The sequence below is a fragment of the Candidatus Marinarcus aquaticus genome (assembly GCF_004116335.1).
GTDB lineage: Bacteria > Campylobacterota > Campylobacteria > Campylobacterales > Arcobacteraceae > Marinarcus > Marinarcus aquaticus.
In genome coordinates this window covers 101,860-118,560 of sequence record NZ_PDKN01000004.1, presented here as the reverse complement: position 1 = coordinate 118,560, position 16,701 = coordinate 101,860, and the positions used below count along the sequence as shown (strand labels likewise).

Below are 16,701 nucleotides of genomic sequence, written 5' to 3'. Positions count from 1 at the left end.
CTTTAAAGACGTGCTTTTATCTTATTGGTGATCATCTCTAAGTGAAGCAGTAAGTTGTAGTACTCTCCCATAAAGGCTAAGGGAACTTTGGTTTGTTTACTGATCTCTTCTTGTAGGTTTTGAAGTGTAATCAGCTTTTCGTGCAATTGTTCTTGGTTGTAGCTTGGAAGTGCTTTATCAATATCGTTTAAATCATCATACCATTTATAGATTTTGGAACGCATGGTCCATGTATAAAGAGGCATGATGCCTTTAAACAGTGGAAACATCAATGTTAAAAGAGGAATGAGTAGGATTTTTAGACGGTCAATATTCGAAGCAATCCAATAAGGGAAAATACTCTCCAACCAACTGTCTCCATTTTTCATATATTTTTCAGCCTCTTTATTGATAGGTGCTTGCATGTTTAAAAGGTTCGGAAACTCTCCCTCTTGCGCAAAGAGTGTTTTCTCTTGGTGGGTCTGTTTGACTTTTTTTAAAAACAGACGCACCAACTCTTCGGGCATCTCTTTTCGAACGATAAGATTGGCTGTGGTCGCAAGCAGACTGGTGTCATCAGATGGCAGATTTTTGTATAAATCCATCGTTCCTTCATAAAGCGTCAAAGGGGTTAAAAAGGTATATTTTCGACTGTACGCTCGCGCTCTTTTGATGCTTAAGACATTGATGTTTGGGTCTTCAAGTAAGGATTGTACCAGTGCAGATTTTGGGGAAATGACCACCAACATTGCATCAATTTTGCCTTCAAGCAGTTGTTGTTTGGCTAAAGTGGAATTGAGTTCAAGTAAGCTTGAATTTTCATTGTTAATTCCATTATCGTTTAAAATAGTCAAGGCCAAATCGCGTGTCCCACTGCCAAGTCCACCCACGGCTATTTTTTTGGAGATGAGTTGAATGACATACTCAATCTCAAAGCCTTCATTTTTATAAAATATCCACAGAGGTTCATAATAGATGCTTGCAAGGGATTCTACGCTGTTTAGTTGGGCAGGTTTTAAAACACCATTTTGTATAAAACCAATATCGGCTTTGCCTTGTTGTATGAGTTGTATGTTGTCAATGGAACCTTTGGTTTCAAGCAGTGTGACCTTCACTTTTTCTTTTTCTAAGAGTTTTTTGTATGCTAAAGCGGTTTGGTAATAAGTGCCATCTTTACTGCCTGCAGCAATGGTGATCTCTTTTTTGGGTGCGGGTTCGATAAATTGTGAAGTGATATAAAAAGCCAAAAATATGACGGTGATAATGGGCAAGTATATTTTAAAAAATGATTTCATAGTGGTTCCCCTATGTGAATAGTTTACTTTATTCTATTTTCAATTAGAAAAGAATAAAAAAGGCACATTTAGGCTTATCTTTGATATAATTGCGAAAAAATTAAGCGAGATTGTATGCCTTTTGTAAAGATTGAAAAAGAGTGTAAATGCTTCCAAGAGTCAGACTTAAAAGCGATCGAAGAGTTTGAAACTATTGATGAAGCATTGGAAAAAGCCAATGAAAAATGCAACTTTATGAATGAGAATTTTTGTACAAAACACCATTTTCGTAGCGTTTATGAAGATGGAAATATGATAATAAAAGTGGAAATGAATGGTTGATATAAAATTACTACAAAGAGATTACGACACAGTTGCTGCAAAGCTAACACGTAAAGGAGTGGATGCTGCTTTATTGGAGTCACTGAAATCTTTAGCGCAAGAAGCTAAAGCCAAACGACAAACAATGGAAGAGGTCACTGCACAGCAAAATCAACTCTCTAAAGAGTTTGGTCGATACAAAAAAGAGGGCTTAGATATTGCCCCACTGCAAGCCAATATCAATGAGCTTAAAAACCAAAAGCAAGCCTTAGAAGAGGAAGTGCGAGTTTTAGAAGAGAAGCTTGAAGCCATTGCTCTTGGTGTGCCAAACTTACCTGATGATAATGTACCTGATGGAAAAGATGAAGAAGAGAACGTGGTGCTTGAAGTTGTGGGTGAAAAACCAAACTTTGCTTTTGAACCCAAAGAGCACTGGGATTTAGGTGAAGCCAATGGGTCACTTGACTTTGTTCGAGGGGTAAAGCTCTCTAAATCACGATTTGTTGCCATGAGTGGACAAGCGGCACGTTTAGAGCGCGCATTGATTAATTATATGTTGGATTTTAACCGTGAGAGAGGGTTCAATGAGTGGTATGTGCCATTTATGGCAAACGCAAACACACTTCAAGGGACAGGGCAATTGCCTAAATTTGAAGAGGACTTGTTTAAAATAGAAGGTGAAGATTTATACCTGATTCCAACAGCAGAAGTGCAGTTAACCAACCTTTACAACGATGAGATTATTCCAAGTGAAGAGTTACCACTGCTTCTTACTTCATACACCCCATGCTTTAGAAAAGAGGCAGGAAGTGCTGGACGAGACACACGAGGATTAATCAGACAACACCAGTTTGATAAAGTTGAGATGGTGGCCATCACGTCTCAAGAGCAAAGTGAAGCCGTGTTTGAAAAGATGGTTTCTTGTGCCAGTGATTTATTGACTTCTTTAGGTCTTTGCCATCAAAAAGTGCAACTGTGTACAGGAGATTTGGGTTTCAGTGCCGCAGTAACGATTGACTTAGAAGTGTGGCTTCCAGGTCAAAATAAATTCAGAGAGATCTCTTCAATTTCAAATACACGAGACTTCCAAGCACGACGAGCAAAAATCAGATACAAAGAGGGGAAGAAAAACATCTTAGCACATACGTTAAACGGTTCAAGTTTAGCAGTAGGGCGAACGTTGGTTGCCATTATGGAGAACTACCAACAAGAAGATGGAAGCATTGCCATTCCAGATGTACTTAAAAAGTATCTTTAATCAAATCAAGTAGGGCAACCTACTTGACATACAAACTTCTATCAAATAACTCGTTGCCAATATAGACTTCCAAATAACCACTTCGTACAGTAAGGTGTTTAAAAATCATCTCATAACCAATGTGTAAACCATTTTTGACAATGGGTCGTTTACGAACCAATATCCCTAAGGATGAACCTATTTGTGCATGAGGTTGCATATGAAAAAAATCCCCAAACGCATAGATTTTAGTGTAAGTAAGACCATTGTAGTCTTTTTTTGTTTTACGAACTCCTTGAATATTCTCTTCATTCATATTGGCATCATAAACAGCAACAGCATAAGCATTGATTGCTTTGCTGGAGTACGCATACAGTGTGTACATAAAGAGGCTGACAATGAAAAAAGTCCGTAATATCATTCGTAAATCACTTTTCGTTTGAGTTCTCCCGGAGCTTCTTTCATGGCATCGTATTTTGTTTGAGCTTCAAGCTTTTGTTCATACGTCATAGGGGTGCGTATGGATTTGTACTCTGTAAGGATGTGGTCTTTAAATATCCCAGATACTTCGGCATGTACCCAATAAAAACCTCCATCTTTACGCATATTTTTAATGAATCCCGTCCATTTTTTATACTCTTTGATGGTTTGCCACATCTCTTTAAAAACCGCTTTGGGCATATCAGGATGTCGTACAATGTTATGAGGCTTTCCTATAAGTTCATCCACACTGTAGCCACTGATATCAGCGAAAGCTTCATTGGCATAGGTGATTTCACCTTTTAAATTGGTACGAGAAACAATTAATTCACTTTCAGGTACGCTGGTTTCAATTAAGAATTCACTGTTATTGTATTGCATTATTTTACCTCGTCAAACTGTTTTGCAAATCCTTCTAAATCTTTCTTTTTCAGATCTCCATTATATACTATTTTTGATGGATCTGTGGTGTCATCATTTAAAATTTTAGGTACAGCGTGTGCATTGTTTAAGACTTCCATATGCTCTTCCAACTCATCTTCACTGTACGCCATTTGCATATCTGCTGCAACGACGTGAGGGATGGCTTCAATGACTCGAAGCTTTTCCAACTCCTCTTTGACTCCATTGCCTTCAATGGTGATAATAATACGCCCTTTTTCATCGTGCATGTGATAATCACACACTTCACATGTTTTAATGTTCTCGACAACTTCTTCTAAATACTGTGGTGTTGTTTGCACAACGATACTTGAAATATTCATGGTAACCTCCAAAAGTTAATTTTTTTACTCTCACTGGCCACAAAGAGTTCTTTATGTTGTGTAAAAAGAATCTTTGTGATGACCGCTTTGTTTTGAATTAAACGGTACTTTTTATTTTGTGTGGATGTATCTATTATCACCACATCATTGTTTTCATTATAGGCAATGGCAGCTAAAGAGGCATTTTCATTTAAAGCACAACTGTAAATTAAAAAATCAAAATCAAACTCGTGTGTTTGGTTATTGATGTAAAGCACACTCTTTCTGTCTTGTCCCGCAGTCAGAAGCGTTTTATGTTTAAAATCGAGTTGAAAAATTTTATCTAAATTAAACGCTTTGTACTTTTTAATCTCTTTTAATGTTCGTGTCTCTAAAGCACGCACAACACCACTTTCATCAGTGGTGATAATCATCTGTTTATCTTCACTGAGTGTGAAGTCTGAAAAAGAGGAAGGGCTGACTTGCTCTATTTTAATCACACTGTTTTTATTTAAATCATACAACACCAACTCATTGCTTAAAAGTGCCAATAGGGCATGTTGTTCATCAATAAAACGTGCCTCTTTAATAAAAAAGTGTTGTGCAATATCTATTTTTTTCTCTAATGTTCCTTGGGTATACAACCACAAGTTGCGATACCCTTTCTCTCCTTGAGAGACAATTAAAAGCGTGTTGTTTAAAACGTCAACGCTGTACACTTTTGCACTCACTTCATCCCCCATAAAATCTTTTATGGCAGGTATTTGTATGGTGAGTGATTTCTTTTGTGTTTGCACATTAAACACATCCACAGTTCCATTACTCGTAGCAGTGTATAAATAAGGGACATGGTAGCTCATATCTTGCACATCACCACTGGCTTGTAACGAGTAGGTTGGTTGCAGTGTAGACATAGAAAAAAGGGATGAACTCAATATAACAATTAATAAAAGCAGTTTCACTGGTCACGCTCCTTTTTATAGTTGATGGCATTGGTAGGACAACGGCTTACACAAAACCCGCAAGCGGTGCATTTGTCGTCAATAATTGAGGGACGAAACATCCCTAAAAATTCTATGGCATTGTCCAAACAAGGCTCTTTACATGAAAAACACAAAGTGTTGTTCCAACTTAAACATTGTAACATATCAATCTCAAATTCAAGTGCTATTTTTTGTTTATACTCTGTATTTAAGACATCACTTGGACACGCCTTTGCACACTCATCACAATAAGTACAACCACTTTTTGAAAAGTTTAAAATGGGAGTTTTGTTTTCAGTAATAACAATAATATTCTCTTGACAAACAGTGCTGCAAATGCCATTGCATTCATGACAGTGTTTGTCAAAAGAATAGATATCTTTATAGTAAGGTGGGCGTATGATTATGTCTTCTCTTCTCTCTTTATCAGAAAAAAGAGAACCTAAAAGTTCTCTTCTTTTCATAATCTACTCTTTTACGGTATCCAGACCATCTGTTAGGTTAGTACCTGTCCAATGAGATTTTTCTGCCCCATCTTTGGTTGTAAAATCTGGGTCAAAATTGTTGTGTACCAACTCCCCTGTACTTTGTGGAGCATGACATAACGTACAGTTAAATCGTGATCCTGAAAGTTGACTGATTTTTTTAATTGAGACTTCGTTTTTCATATTATCAATTGATTTCTCAAATTTTTGACCATCAAATTTATGTTTAGGTCGAAAATCAATCATGTGTGATTCAGGGTAAGGCAATGCTCCTAAACTGCTTGCCACTTCAGGGGCATGACAGCTGACACACTGGTTGTTATTGATTTGTACAGGTAACATCCCTTCAACACTATGTGGAATCATTGGTGGTGCATCTTGGAATGCCCGTTTAAACTTATGACCACTTCCTGCCATACTTTCACTGTATTGTGTTTCGTCTGGTTTGACTTGTTGTTCACTGAACAAGTCGGTTTTTCGTAAACCAATTTCTGTGTCATCTATCACAGGTTTGGCAACTTCATTTTGACCCGGGCTTGCATTGTCGTAGCAACCTACGAACATAAAAGATGAAGCCACGATTAAACCTAAAGCAAATTTACTAACTAATTTCATTTTGTTTCTCCTACTTGAGTTCTTATAGAAAAATTTAAAGCATCATCGTCACATACTTCTACACATCGACCACAGTTTGTACACTCACCGCTTAATACCGGTTGAGTCTCTTTCCCTACCATCCAAAGAACTTGTTGCTCTGGACAGACATCTTTACATTTCATACAAACTGTACATTTTTGCTCATCATGTTTTACTCTTATAAGACTGTATTTTCCAATCACAGAGTAAAATCCACCAAGTGGACAAAGGTATCCACACCACCCATGTTTTAATATAAACAGGTCAAACAAGAACAGTACTAACATTGCTGCCCAAGCCAACCCTAATCCAAAGATAATCCCACGGTGTGTTATTGAAATAGGTGAAACAAACTCAAAAGCTGTTACTCCTAACACATACGAAAGAATCAGACTTAACCCCAGCACATAGTATCGAATGGCTCGACTGGCTGGTTGTTTTTTCTGAATGGCATTAAAGCCCAATTTACGTCGCAGATAATTGGCTGCATCGGTAATCATATTAACAGGACAAACCCAAGAACAAAAGACTCTTCCTCCAACGAGGGCATAAAAGAGTGTGATAATTAAAGCACCCACTAAAATATTGCTTGTAATGAGTGCCCCTGCACTGAACATTTGAAGCGCTGCAAAAGGGTCACTTAATGGAATGGCTCCAAACACCAATGAGGTGCTGAGGTTTCCTTGTAGAATACTCCATCCCCAAATGTTGCCACCCACATACAGAAGCAACAATGAAATTTGAACGATTCGTCGTAATATCAGGAATCTGTGTTTATAAATACTATTCATCGAACAGTCCTTGCATATCATTTAATGAATCCACTGCTTTCTCTTTGCTGAGTTCTGTGGTTGTGGTTTGGCTGTGTGCATTTTTAACACGTGCATCATCCTTTTGATCCCATCCTTTGATGTAGTGATCTCCTACTTGTCCTAAAGCAACCTCTCTTGGTAATACAAAGATGGCTGCTTTTTTAGTAACACAGGCGTGTTCACAAAGTCCACATCCCGTGCAAATATCGCTGTTAACAATGGGTTTTAAAAACGCATGCTTCCCTGTTCTTTCATTTTGTGAATACTCTAAATAAATCGCTTGGTCTAACAATGGACATGCTCGATAACAGGCATCACATTGAATTCCCCAATATGCAATACAGTTTTTTGTATCCACAACGGCTACACCCATTTGAGCTTTGTTAATATCAAGTTGTGCATTGCTTGTTACACTGGCTTCATTTAATGCTCCACTTGGGCATACAGGTACACATGGAATATCTGGACACATATAACATGGTGTTTTACGTGGTTCAAAAAATGGTGTCCCCAAAGGTTTGTTGTCCCCTGGTTTGGCTAAGTGAAGCGTATCAAAAGGACAGGCTTCTACGCACATACCACATTTAATACAGGTTTTTAAAAAATCCTCTTCTGCAAGTGCCCCAGGTGGTCGAAGGGTGAGTTTCGAAGCCGTAACTTCATCCACATACGCACTCCAAACCAATCCACCCAATGCTACTAAACCAATGGTTCGTGCACTGCCTAAGATAAACTTTCTTCTTTCACTTAACATTTTTGAACCTTTTCTAACAGACTATTATGCTTTGTAAATTTTTACCGCACACTTTTTAAAGTCTGTCTGTTTTGATTGTGGACACGTTGCATCCAAACATACTTTGTTGATGAATACTTTCTCATCGAACCAAGGTACAAATACCAATCCTCTTGATGGTCGGTTTCTTCCTCGTGTTTCAACACGTGCTTTGATTTTTCCACGTCGTGATTCAACCCAACACAATCCACCTTGTTTTACATCATATTTTTTTGCATCTTCAGGGTGCATGTAACACAATGCTTCAGGTACTGCTCTATAAAGTTCAGGAACTCTCATTGTCATGGTTCCACTGTGCCAGTGCTCTAAAACCCGACCAGTACTTAACCAAACTGGATACTCTGTATCTGGCATTTCTGGTGGATCCATGTATGGTCGTGCAAAGATTTTTGCTTTGTTAGTCAATGCTTTTTTCGTTTTATCTTTGATTCCAAGCAGGTCACCTTGTGGCAATGCTTTGGCTAATTTTCCATAGAATGCAAAGTCACTGTTCGGATTTGCTTTTTTTGCATATGGATCATATTTGGTGTTAAATCGCCATTGAGTCTCTTTACCATCTACTACGGGCCATTTAAGTCCTCTTACTTTATGGTAAGTATCAAAATCTGCTAAGTCGTGTGCATGTCCTCGACCAAATGAAGCATACTCTTCGAACAGATATTTTTGAATAAAGAATCCATATCCATCAAATACTTTTCCATCACTTCCCACGACATTTCTTGCATCTCCATACCCTTCAGAGTTATCGTACCCTTTTTGAATTGGGTCATTTTCATCGAGTTTGTATGATTTCGCATTTTCATTGGCAAACAGAATTTCATACATTGTTGTATCTTCGTTGTATCCCATTTTCTTAGCTTCTGCGACAACATCAGGAAGTTTTACTTTTCCACCACTGCTTAAGAGTTGTTGCTCTCCCCATACATCTTTTACGGTAAATCGTTTTGAAAGTTCAACCCATTGCCATGTGTCTGACATCGCATCCCCTACTGGTAAAACTTGTTGTCGCCAGTGTTGTGTTCTTCTTTCAGCATTCCCGTATGCTCCCCATTTTTCATAAATCATGGCACTTGGTAAAATCAAATCGGATACTTTGGCTGAAATACCTGGATATCCATCTGAAGTTACGATGAAGTTGTCCATTTGACGAGCAGCTTTTAGCCAGTGGCTGGCACTTGCAGTGTCTTGATATGGGTTACACACATTGACCCATGCAAATTTCATCGTACCATCTTCAAGGTCTCTGTGAATTTTCATGATGTGTTGATGCCCTTTAGGGTTGAGTGTTCCTTGAGGAACTTGCCACACTTTTTCAGTGACACTTCGGTGTTTTGGGTTAGCTACCATCATATCTGCAGGTAATCGGTGAGCAAAAGTTCCTACTTCTCTTGCTGTACCACAAGCACTTGGTTGACCCGTTAAACTGAACGCACCTGAACCAGGTTTGGCTTGTTTGTTCAATAGAAAGTGAACGTTATACGCTAAAGTATTCACCCAAGTACCTCTGGTGTGTTGGTTCATACCCATGGTCCAAAATGAGACCACTTTTCGGTTTTTCTCAATATAGAGGTTGGCTAATGTTTGAAGTTTTTTCTTAAACTCATTGATGTCTTCATCTGGATTCCCTTTAGAGATTTTTGCAACATAGTCTAACGTGTATGGCTCCAAGAATTTTTTATACTCTTCAAATGAGATTTCCCAGTGTTTTAATCCTGCAGGTTTATTCACCATTTTATCACCGGCTTTATATCCGTAAGGTGCTAAAGCAGGTGCTTCTGTTTCAGAAATGATTTTTTCCATCTCTTTAGAGACAATCTCCATCTCTTTTGCGGTGTATTTACCCTCTTTGATTGATTTCTCATCACTTCGTCTCAAACCATATCCCATGTTTACTGGACTGGCTGCAAAGACAATGTGTTCTTTAACGAAATCCCAATCAATGGCTTCAGGGTGGTTGTATACAATCTCTCGTGCAATGTAGTTCCACAATGCAAGATCCGTATTTGGTGTAAAAATAATCTCTATATCCGCTAAATCAGATGTTCTGTGAGTATAAGTTGATAAGTTGATGACTTTTACCTTGTCTGGGTCTGAAAGTTTTCTATCGGTAACTCTTGACCACAAAATAGGGTGCATCTCTGCCATATTGGAACCCCAAGTGACAACCGTATCTGTTAGTTCAATGTCATCATAACATCCACTTGGTTCATCAATACCAAAGGTTTGATAAAAACCAACCACCGCTGAGGCCATACAGTGTCTGGCATTAGGGTCAATGGCATTACTTCTGAAACCTGCTTTCATCATTTTTTGTGCTGCATACCCTTCCATGACAGTATATTGTCCAGAAGCAAAAACACCCACACCTTCAGGTCCTGAAGCTTTAAGTGCTTTTTTGATGTGCACTTCCATTTCATCAAATGCTCGCTTCCAAGAAACCGGTGCAAACTTTCCGTTTTTGTCAAACTCTCCTTTATCATTAACACGTAAAAGAGGTGTTTTTAGACGGTCGGCCCCGTACATAATTTTTGCATTAAAGTACCCTTTAATACAGTTTAACCCTCTGTTTACTGGAGCAGCGGGATCCCCTTTTACTGCAACAATTTTTCCATTTTTTGTTGCCATCATGATTCCACAGCCTGTACCACAAAATCTACACGCTGCTTTATCCCATCTCCAACCAGCTTCAGCTTGGTTTGCTGCTGCAGATAGGTTTGAGGGTACACTCATTCCCACTGCGGCGGCTGCACTTGCTGCTGCTGAACTTTTTAAGAATTCTCTTCTTGAAAGCGCCATGTTGTCTCCTTTAAAATTTTTTTTAACAAATTCATTGTAACACTTTGTAAATACATAAAGTTTGACCGTAGTCAAATTTTATAAGTTTTAAATAAGATAAAATCACTCTTATTTAGAGAACTTTACAACCAACTTATGATAATATAAGAAAGAGCAATTTAAGTTACCATAAAATTTTTTTATTAATAAGACTTATATACATATATTATACAATTACAAATGGAGAAAAAATGAGTTTTTTCAAATACATTAAAGCCGTAGCAACGGGCCCAAAGTCAAACAGAGATTTAACATATGAAGAGATACAAGAAGCGATACAACAAATTTTAGAACAAAAATGTGAGAGTGAACAAGCGGCCGCTTTTTTAATGTGTCTTCGTGTGAAGTTAGAGAGTGATGATGAACTTAAAGGCACATTGAAATCTTTTGATAAATATATCAAAAGAGATAAATTACCTCAAAGTGTAGAGCTGGGGTTTTCGTATGACGGAAAAACAGACCAACCCTTTTTATTCCCTTTAACGGCACAAGTTTTAGAAGCATTTTTTGCAAAAAATACAACTATTGAGCCTTTTTTCTTGGTCGTATCAGGGGATTTGGAACAACCAGCAAAACATGGATTAACACTCAAAGAAGTGGCACAAAGTGCAACGCTTTCATCTGTGGTTAGATTTTATGATCGAGTTGATTATTTTAGAGAGCTTTCACAATTGACTGTTTTACGTAAAAAACTCTTTATGCGGTCTGTGTTTAATACCGTTGAAAAACTGTTAAACCCAGCACAATCAAACTATGCTATTACATCAGCGTTTCATAAACCCTATGTACAGAAATATTTCAAACTCTTTGGTGAAAACTACCAAAACATGTGGGTTATTAAAGGAAGCGAAGGAAATCCAGAAGTGTTTGCTGACTTTAAATATTGGTATATGAATGAGGGTGAAATCACTGAAAAGAGTGTGAGTCTCAAAGAGTTTAATATACAGTACAATAATGAGTATGAAAAAATCTCCTTAGAAGAGAATCTCAAACTTTTAGAAAATCCAAGTGAAGTGCTGATGGATTTAGCCCGTTTGAATGCTGCGATTTTGCTTGTCACCGCACAACGTTATAATACCATTGAAGAAGCTTACGCTGTTTTATAAAAAGGAGAGAGATGTTTGAAGATTTAAAATCGATTTTTCTGTTTGCAGATTTAGATGAGAGTGTGGTCAAAGAAATTGCACAATTCAGTATAAAAACAAAATATAATAAAGAGTACATCCTTTTTTATGAAGGAGATGAGAGCAACTCTTTATATATTTTAAATAAAGGAATAGTCAAACTTTATAAAACGGCTTCCAATGGGAAAGAGTTAGTTTTAAAATATTTTCAAGACAATGAACTTATTGCAGAAGCAGCCAGTTTTCAAGGTATACCATACCCTGCAACAGCAGAAGCTTTTACAGATGTAGAAGTGATTAAAATTGATTTCAAGAAATTAAAAGAGGTGATGCTTTCAAATGCAGAGTTGTGTTTTAATATGCAAATTTCATTGATAAAAAAGATTAAAAATCTGGAAGGAATCATTGCTACAAACATGGTACTGGATACCAAGGAGAAAGTGGCTAAATATATCTGTGATCATAAAAACCAGTTTTTTAAAACAAAAAATATTCATATTGCACAGATGCTGAACATCACACCTGAGACCCTCTCTCGAACATTGAAAGTGTTCAAAGATGAAGGACTCATAGATCCACAAAAGAAGAGAATTGATACCGAAGGTTTGTCCGGCTATTTTCTTTAATCGGGATACTCCTCATTAAACAGCTCTAAACAGCGAGCAGTATGAAACCCTCTGTTGTATTGAGGGTTGGTAAAGATGTGCTCGTTTAAACTCCACCCTTGTGCTTGACTGATAATCACAGAAGGATTGACTTTACGTTGCACGCGATTTTCACAAATGACCGGTTTATGGTCTATAAAGCGTGTTTCTACGTCATTCATTCGATTGGTGGTGACAACATAGTGTGCAATGATAAAAAATGTTAAAATAAGAAAAACTCCTGGAAAACCAATCTTAAAAGCATTTCGGCCTACAAATGGACGAGTCGTGACAAAAGCCGTTACAGCTAAAATAAAAATACCGATTACAATATAAGCGGCTTCGAGTTCAAAAAATAGTTTCATGATATGTTCCTTTAGATATGGTTGAGTTCCCACTGCATAAAATCGTCGCTGAAGTAGCAAATGCGCACTTTTTTAAACTCTCGTGAAGAGTATAAGGGCATATAACCATTATGGGTAATGCGCTTTTTTATTTGGTCGATGACACTTTGCGTCTCTTCGTGGCTTTTCCCATGAATCATAGAAAAGAGATTGTATTGCCAATTGTCATATTTAGGACGTAAGTAGCAATGACTTACGGAGCTAAAACTGGCAACCTCTTTACCAATCTCTTCGGCTTGCTCTTCATTGATGTCCCAAACCACCATAGCGTTGGCATTAAAACCTGCTTTTCGATGGTTTAAAATGGAAGCATATCGTCGCATGACCCCTGCTTCTTGAAGTTCTTCAATCATCTCAAAGAGTTGGAGATAACTGATGTTTAAATATTGAGTAATATGTGCAAAAGGTTCTGATACAAATTCAATATTGTGTTGCAAAAGTTTAATGAGACGAAAATGCTCTTCTGTGAGTGTCAACGCTTTAAATTTTTTTGCTTTAATCTTCTCTTTGGTCTCTTTACGGTGAGTGGTATTGAGTTTAACCGCTATTTTATAGAGTTTTAGTGTGGGCAATATAATATGGTTTTTTGTATGTGTCAATTGAGCTAAAAGTTCAATGGTTTTGTTTAATCCCAATAATGAGTCTGGAGCAACGGCAATGGTAAACCAGATATTGAATTGGTGATTTCTTTCATAATTATGAGAAATACCTGGGTGAGAGTTCAATATCTCTATGGCTTGATCGATTTGCATTGGATCAATTTCAAAAGCAACCAGTGATGAAGTATAACCGAGTCTTGTTGTGTCAAAAATGGCGGAAGTTTGTCGTATAATCTTATCGTTTTTAGCTTTTTGGAGAGTGCTTAGAACAAAAGCTTCTGTAGTATGTAACTCTTTGGCAATGGCATCAAATGGTTGTGCTACGAGTGGAAAATTCTTTTGAATTCTAAAAAGAATTTCATTTTTCAAGTGATTACTGCTTATGCTTGTCATTATCCTTCCTCATAATGGGATTCCAAAATTATAACTTGAAGAAAAATATTAATCCTTGATTTAAAACAATTTTTAAAGTCAAAAGTACCTTGATATATATTAATGATTTGAAGTTGACTTCATACTATGATTGTCTAAATGATAAAGGAGTCAATATGAAAAAAGTTGTTTTAATTACAGGCGCAACTTCGGGTATGGGGTTGCAAACGGCACTGTTATTAGCACAAAAAGGGTATATTGTCTATGCGGGTGCACGAAAAGTGAGTCAAGATTTAGAAGAAATTATTGAGAAGCACAAGGTTACAATTAATATCATTCATGTGGATGTGACTCAAACTCAAAGTATTGAAGCAGCTGTGAATACCATTATGCAAAATGAAAAGAGAATTGATGTTTTAGTCAATAATGCAGGATTCGGTCTTTTGTCAACCTTAGAAGATGGTACAGATGAAGAGATGTACCAGCAGTTTGATGTGAATGTATTTGGTTTGATCAAGATGACCCGTGCAGTGTTGCCACATATGCGAAAAGCTAAAAAAGGTGTGATTATTAATATCTCCTCTTTTTTAGGGAAAATGGGATTACCTCTTTTAAGTCACTATAATGCGAGTAAGCATGCTGTAGAAGGGATTACAGACTCTTTACGATTTGAGGTGGCATCATATAATATTCGTGTACACTCTGTTTTAGCAGGGCTTTTTAAAACAAATTTTGTGAATAAAGGATTGAAGGTCAATGATCAAACCACTTCTTTAGACTCAGCTTATCAAGAGCTGGTTTCACACTTTGCTACGATTGTTGCAAATGCCATCAATGAAGGTCCATCGCCCGTGGCTATTGCTCAAGCAGTATTAAAGATTATTGAAGATGAACAGAGTGATATTGCTGTTCAAGTAGGTGCAGAATCAGAAATTTTTGTGCCTTTAAAAAAGCAGCTGGATGATAAAGCGTTTGAGCAAAAAGTCAAAGAGACATTTAATATATAATAAGCTTGAGCTTTAAACTGTGGGGTTTATTGATTTGAATTAAGAACTCTTTATACGCATTTGGTTAGAATTGTCTTTATTTAAAAAAAGGATGGGTATGGCATATTTCCCTGCATTTATTCGATTTGATGATAAAAAGATTCTTCTCATTGGAGGCGGAAATATCGCTTTGGAGAAGTTAGAAAAATTACTTGATTTTACGTCTGAGATTAAAGTGATTGCCACACGATTCAATGAAGAAACACAAAGTATTATACAAACACATCAACTCTCTTATGAAGAAAAAAAATATGAAGAACGAGATATTGAAGGGTTTGATATTGTTATTGCAGCAGTCGATGATTTTGATTTACAAGAAGAGATATTTAAACAAACCCGTGGGAAAAATATTTTATGCAACTGTGTTGATTTGCAGAAATATTGTGATTTTATCTTTCCTTCTTATATTAAAAGAGATGATTTAACCATTGCTGTATCTACAAGTGGGGCTTCTCCTGCTATGGCAAAACAGTTGAGAATTTTTCTTAGCCAATTAATTCCTGACTCTATTGGAACGTTTTTAGAGCAGATGAAGCATTATCGAAAAACGATGCCAAAAGGTAAAGAGAGAATGCAATTTTTAGATAAAAAAGCACAAGAATATATTCAAACTTGGGGAAAGAAACATGAAGAAAAAACAGACTAATTTACTATTTTTAGGCTTTTTGGCCATCTTTTTTATTATTGGGTATGTCTCTTTTAAAGAGGCACTTCCTGAAGCAAAAAATGAACGTGTGTATGCACTGATTAAACCCTATCTGCCTTATCAAGTAGAGCGCAGATTGGGTGGTTTTACTGTTATTGATAAACTCACAGGTGAAAAAGAGAAACCGCCAGCTTCTGAAGCTTTGAAGTTTATGGACAGCTTGGATAAACAGTGGGGGAAAGAGTATTTGCAGATCAAACAAAATCAACTCTATATTCTCAATAAAGAGAAAAAAGTGCTTAAAACCATATCGCTTTCAGCATCAGAAAAAGAGTGGGTTAAACGTTTTTTTGAAATTTAGATTTGATTAATACAGAGTAATTCTTTATTACTTTGTTTTTTCTCGCTGGGTTGTGTATTGAAAAACGATTTTTGCATCAGAAAAAACTTTTAAAGCAGGGCATCAATTGTTCTGCTTCTTTATCTTTTCCTATTCAGACCATCAATATCTTTATGTTAGTTTATACACGCAATGCCATTGCTTCTTTTCATAATCGCAGAGTAAAAAATCTTGATTAAGGTTAAGAAAAGCAACCTTACAAAATTGTACAATGAATCTCCAGATTAAAAAAATCTTAAACGAGGTGCACTATGACGGGTTATCTTAAAGAGTTCTTTTTGTTTGAAGATTTATGTGATGAAACACTCAGTGAAATTGAGAAGTTTACACGTAAAGTCTCTTATCCAAAGGAGAGCATTGTTTTTTATGAGGGTGATGATTCCAAAGAGTTATTTCTGCTACAAAGCGGTATTATTAAGTTATATAAAGTGACTTCTAATGATAAAGAGATTATTTTAAAATATTTTCACTCTAATGAACTCATTGCAGAGGTGGCCAATTTTGAAAATATGCCATACCCTGCAACAGCTCAAGCCTTCACCGATGTTGAGGTGATTAAAATCGATTTTGCTTCACTCAAAGATGTCATTTATGATAATCCCAGTTTGGCTTTTAAGATACAAGGATCCCTTATAAAAAAGATTAAGAATTTAGAAAATCTGGTCTCTTTGCATGTGGTTTTAGATTCTCAAGAACGCTTAGCAAAGTATATTCATGATCGCACCGAAGAGTTTTTTAGTACTAAAAATGTCTCCACCGCAGAGATTTTAAATATCTCTCCTGAGACACTTTCAAGAATATTGCGTACCTTTAAAGACGAAGGTATTGTAGATATGGGAAAACAGACCGTCAATAAAGAGCGTCTGAAACAGTTTTTTATGTAGTGTT

General features: G+C 36.8%; 20 protein-coding genes. 8 read left to right on the top strand and 12 right to left on the bottom strand.

Features of this window, described 5'->3' with window-relative positions; translation table 11 throughout:
• Positions 1–2: 2 nt before the first annotated feature.
• Complete coding sequence (locus tag CRV04_RS07380; RefSeq protein ID WP_128996196.1) at positions 3–1,274, bottom strand: TAXI family TRAP transporter solute-binding subunit; 1,272 nt, start codon at positions 1,272–1,274, stop codon at positions 3–5.
• A 114-nt stretch (positions 1,275–1,388) separates the two neighbouring features.
• On the opposite strand from CRV04_RS07380, the gene CRV04_RS07375 reads away from it, so the two are divergent.
• Together CRV04_RS07375 and serS are read left to right on the top strand one after the other, a co-directional pair.
• Complete coding sequence (locus tag CRV04_RS07375) at positions 1,389–1,595, top strand: hypothetical protein (protein WP_128996195.1); 207 nt, start codon at positions 1,389–1,391, stop codon at positions 1,593–1,595.
• Positions 1,588–2,832 carry a serine--tRNA ligase gene (serS, locus tag CRV04_RS07370; RefSeq protein ID WP_128996194.1) on the top strand — a complete coding sequence of 415 codons (1,245 nt, stop codon included), beginning with the start codon at positions 1,588–1,590 and terminating at the stop codon, positions 2,830–2,832. The genes CRV04_RS07375 and serS overlap by 8 nt, the downstream gene beginning before the upstream one ends.
• Before the next feature lie 19 nt (positions 2,833–2,851).
• Here the strand turns inward: serS and CRV04_RS07365 are convergent, their stop codons facing one another.
• From CRV04_RS07365 to napA, 9 genes are read right to left on the bottom strand one after another with little or no spacing between them, the layout of a single operon-like run.
• Positions 2,852–3,232 (bottom strand): hypothetical protein, encoded by a 381-nt coding sequence (locus tag CRV04_RS07365; RefSeq protein WP_128996193.1) that lies wholly within the window; start codon positions 3,230–3,232, stop codon positions 2,852–2,854.
• A complete protein-coding gene (locus CRV04_RS07360) occupies positions 3,229–3,672 on the bottom strand; it encodes a PAS domain-containing protein (RefSeq protein WP_128996192.1) in 444 nt (147 codons plus the stop codon). Before CRV04_RS07360 ends, CRV04_RS07365 begins: the two co-directional genes overlap by 4 nt.
• Positions 3,672–4,055 (bottom strand): chaperone NapD, encoded by a 384-nt coding sequence (locus CRV04_RS07355; protein ID WP_128996191.1) that lies wholly within the window; start codon positions 4,053–4,055, stop codon positions 3,672–3,674. Before CRV04_RS07355 ends, CRV04_RS07360 begins: the two co-directional genes overlap by 1 nt.
• The gene (locus tag CRV04_RS07350) at positions 4,052–4,996 is read right to left on the bottom strand and encodes a WD40 repeat domain-containing protein (RefSeq protein ID WP_128996190.1); all 945 of its coding nucleotides are present in this window, start codon (positions 4,994–4,996) and stop codon (positions 4,052–4,054) included. Before CRV04_RS07350 ends, CRV04_RS07355 begins: the two co-directional genes overlap by 4 nt.
• Positions 4,993–5,481, bottom strand: coding sequence for a ferredoxin-type protein NapF (locus CRV04_RS07345; protein WP_128996189.1), 489 nt, complete (start codon positions 5,479–5,481; stop codon positions 4,993–4,995). Before CRV04_RS07345 ends, CRV04_RS07350 begins: the two co-directional genes overlap by 4 nt.
• 3 nt (positions 5,482–5,484) lie before the next feature.
• The gene (locus CRV04_RS07340) at positions 5,485–6,117 is read right to left on the bottom strand and encodes a nitrate reductase cytochrome c-type subunit (protein WP_128996188.1); all 633 of its coding nucleotides are present in this window, start codon (positions 6,115–6,117) and stop codon (positions 5,485–5,487) included.
• A complete protein-coding gene (gene napH / locus CRV04_RS07335; RefSeq protein WP_128996187.1) occupies positions 6,114–6,929 on the bottom strand; it encodes a quinol dehydrogenase ferredoxin subunit NapH in 816 nt (271 codons plus the stop codon). The genes CRV04_RS07340 and napH overlap by 4 nt, the downstream gene beginning before the upstream one ends.
• The gene (gene napG, locus CRV04_RS07330; RefSeq protein ID WP_128996186.1) at positions 6,922–7,704 is read right to left on the bottom strand and encodes a ferredoxin-type protein NapG; all 783 of its coding nucleotides are present in this window, start codon (positions 7,702–7,704) and stop codon (positions 6,922–6,924) included. Before napG ends, napH begins: the two co-directional genes overlap by 8 nt.
• 24 nt (positions 7,705–7,728) lie before the next feature.
• Positions 7,729–10,539, bottom strand: coding sequence for a nitrate reductase catalytic subunit NapA (gene napA, locus CRV04_RS07325; protein ID WP_128996185.1), 2,811 nt, complete (start codon positions 10,537–10,539; stop codon positions 7,729–7,731).
• Positions 10,540–10,769: 230 nt separating this feature from the next.
• On the opposite strand from napA, the gene CRV04_RS07320 reads away from it, so the two are divergent.
• Both CRV04_RS07320 and CRV04_RS07315 read left to right on the top strand, forming a co-directional pair.
• Positions 10,770–11,684, top strand: coding sequence for a glycosyl transferase (locus CRV04_RS07320; RefSeq protein WP_128996184.1), 915 nt, complete (start codon positions 10,770–10,772; stop codon positions 11,682–11,684).
• Between the two features lie 11 nt (positions 11,685–11,695).
• Positions 11,696–12,328: a Crp/Fnr family transcriptional regulator gene (locus CRV04_RS07315; protein WP_128996183.1), complete on the top strand. Its 633-nt coding sequence runs from the start codon at positions 11,696–11,698 to the stop codon at positions 12,326–12,328.
• On the opposite strand, the gene CRV04_RS07310 is transcribed toward CRV04_RS07315, so the two are convergent.
• Together CRV04_RS07310 and ahbA are read right to left on the bottom strand one after the other, a co-directional pair.
• Positions 12,325–12,711 (bottom strand): hypothetical protein, encoded by a 387-nt coding sequence (locus CRV04_RS07310; protein ID WP_128996182.1) that lies wholly within the window; start codon positions 12,709–12,711, stop codon positions 12,325–12,327. The genes CRV04_RS07315 and CRV04_RS07310 overlap by 4 nt on opposite strands.
• A gap of 11 nt (positions 12,712–12,722) precedes the next feature.
• Positions 12,723–13,742 (bottom strand): siroheme decarboxylase subunit alpha, encoded by a 1,020-nt coding sequence (ahbA, locus tag CRV04_RS07305; RefSeq protein ID WP_228126508.1) that lies wholly within the window; start codon positions 13,740–13,742, stop codon positions 12,723–12,725.
• A 155-nt stretch (positions 13,743–13,897) separates the two neighbouring features.
• On the opposite strand from ahbA, the gene CRV04_RS07300 reads away from it, so the two are divergent.
• From CRV04_RS07300 to CRV04_RS07285, 4 genes are all read left to right on the top strand, one after another.
• On the top strand, positions 13,898–14,728 hold the full coding sequence (locus tag CRV04_RS07300; protein WP_128996181.1) for an SDR family oxidoreductase: 831 nt from the start codon (positions 13,898–13,900) through the stop codon (positions 14,726–14,728).
• Between the two features lie 97 nt (positions 14,729–14,825).
• Positions 14,826–15,413, top strand: coding sequence for a precorrin-2 dehydrogenase/sirohydrochlorin ferrochelatase family protein (locus CRV04_RS07295; protein WP_128996180.1), 588 nt, complete (start codon positions 14,826–14,828; stop codon positions 15,411–15,413).
• Positions 15,394–15,774, top strand: a complete 381-nt coding sequence (locus CRV04_RS07290) for a hypothetical protein (protein ID WP_128996179.1) — start codon at positions 15,394–15,396, stop codon at positions 15,772–15,774. The genes CRV04_RS07295 and CRV04_RS07290 overlap by 20 nt, the downstream gene beginning before the upstream one ends.
• Before the next feature lie 290 nt (positions 15,775–16,064).
• On the top strand, positions 16,065–16,697 hold the full coding sequence (locus CRV04_RS07285; RefSeq protein ID WP_128996178.1) for a Crp/Fnr family transcriptional regulator: 633 nt from the start codon (positions 16,065–16,067) through the stop codon (positions 16,695–16,697).
• The last annotated feature ends 4 nt before the right edge of the window (positions 16,698–16,701 follow it).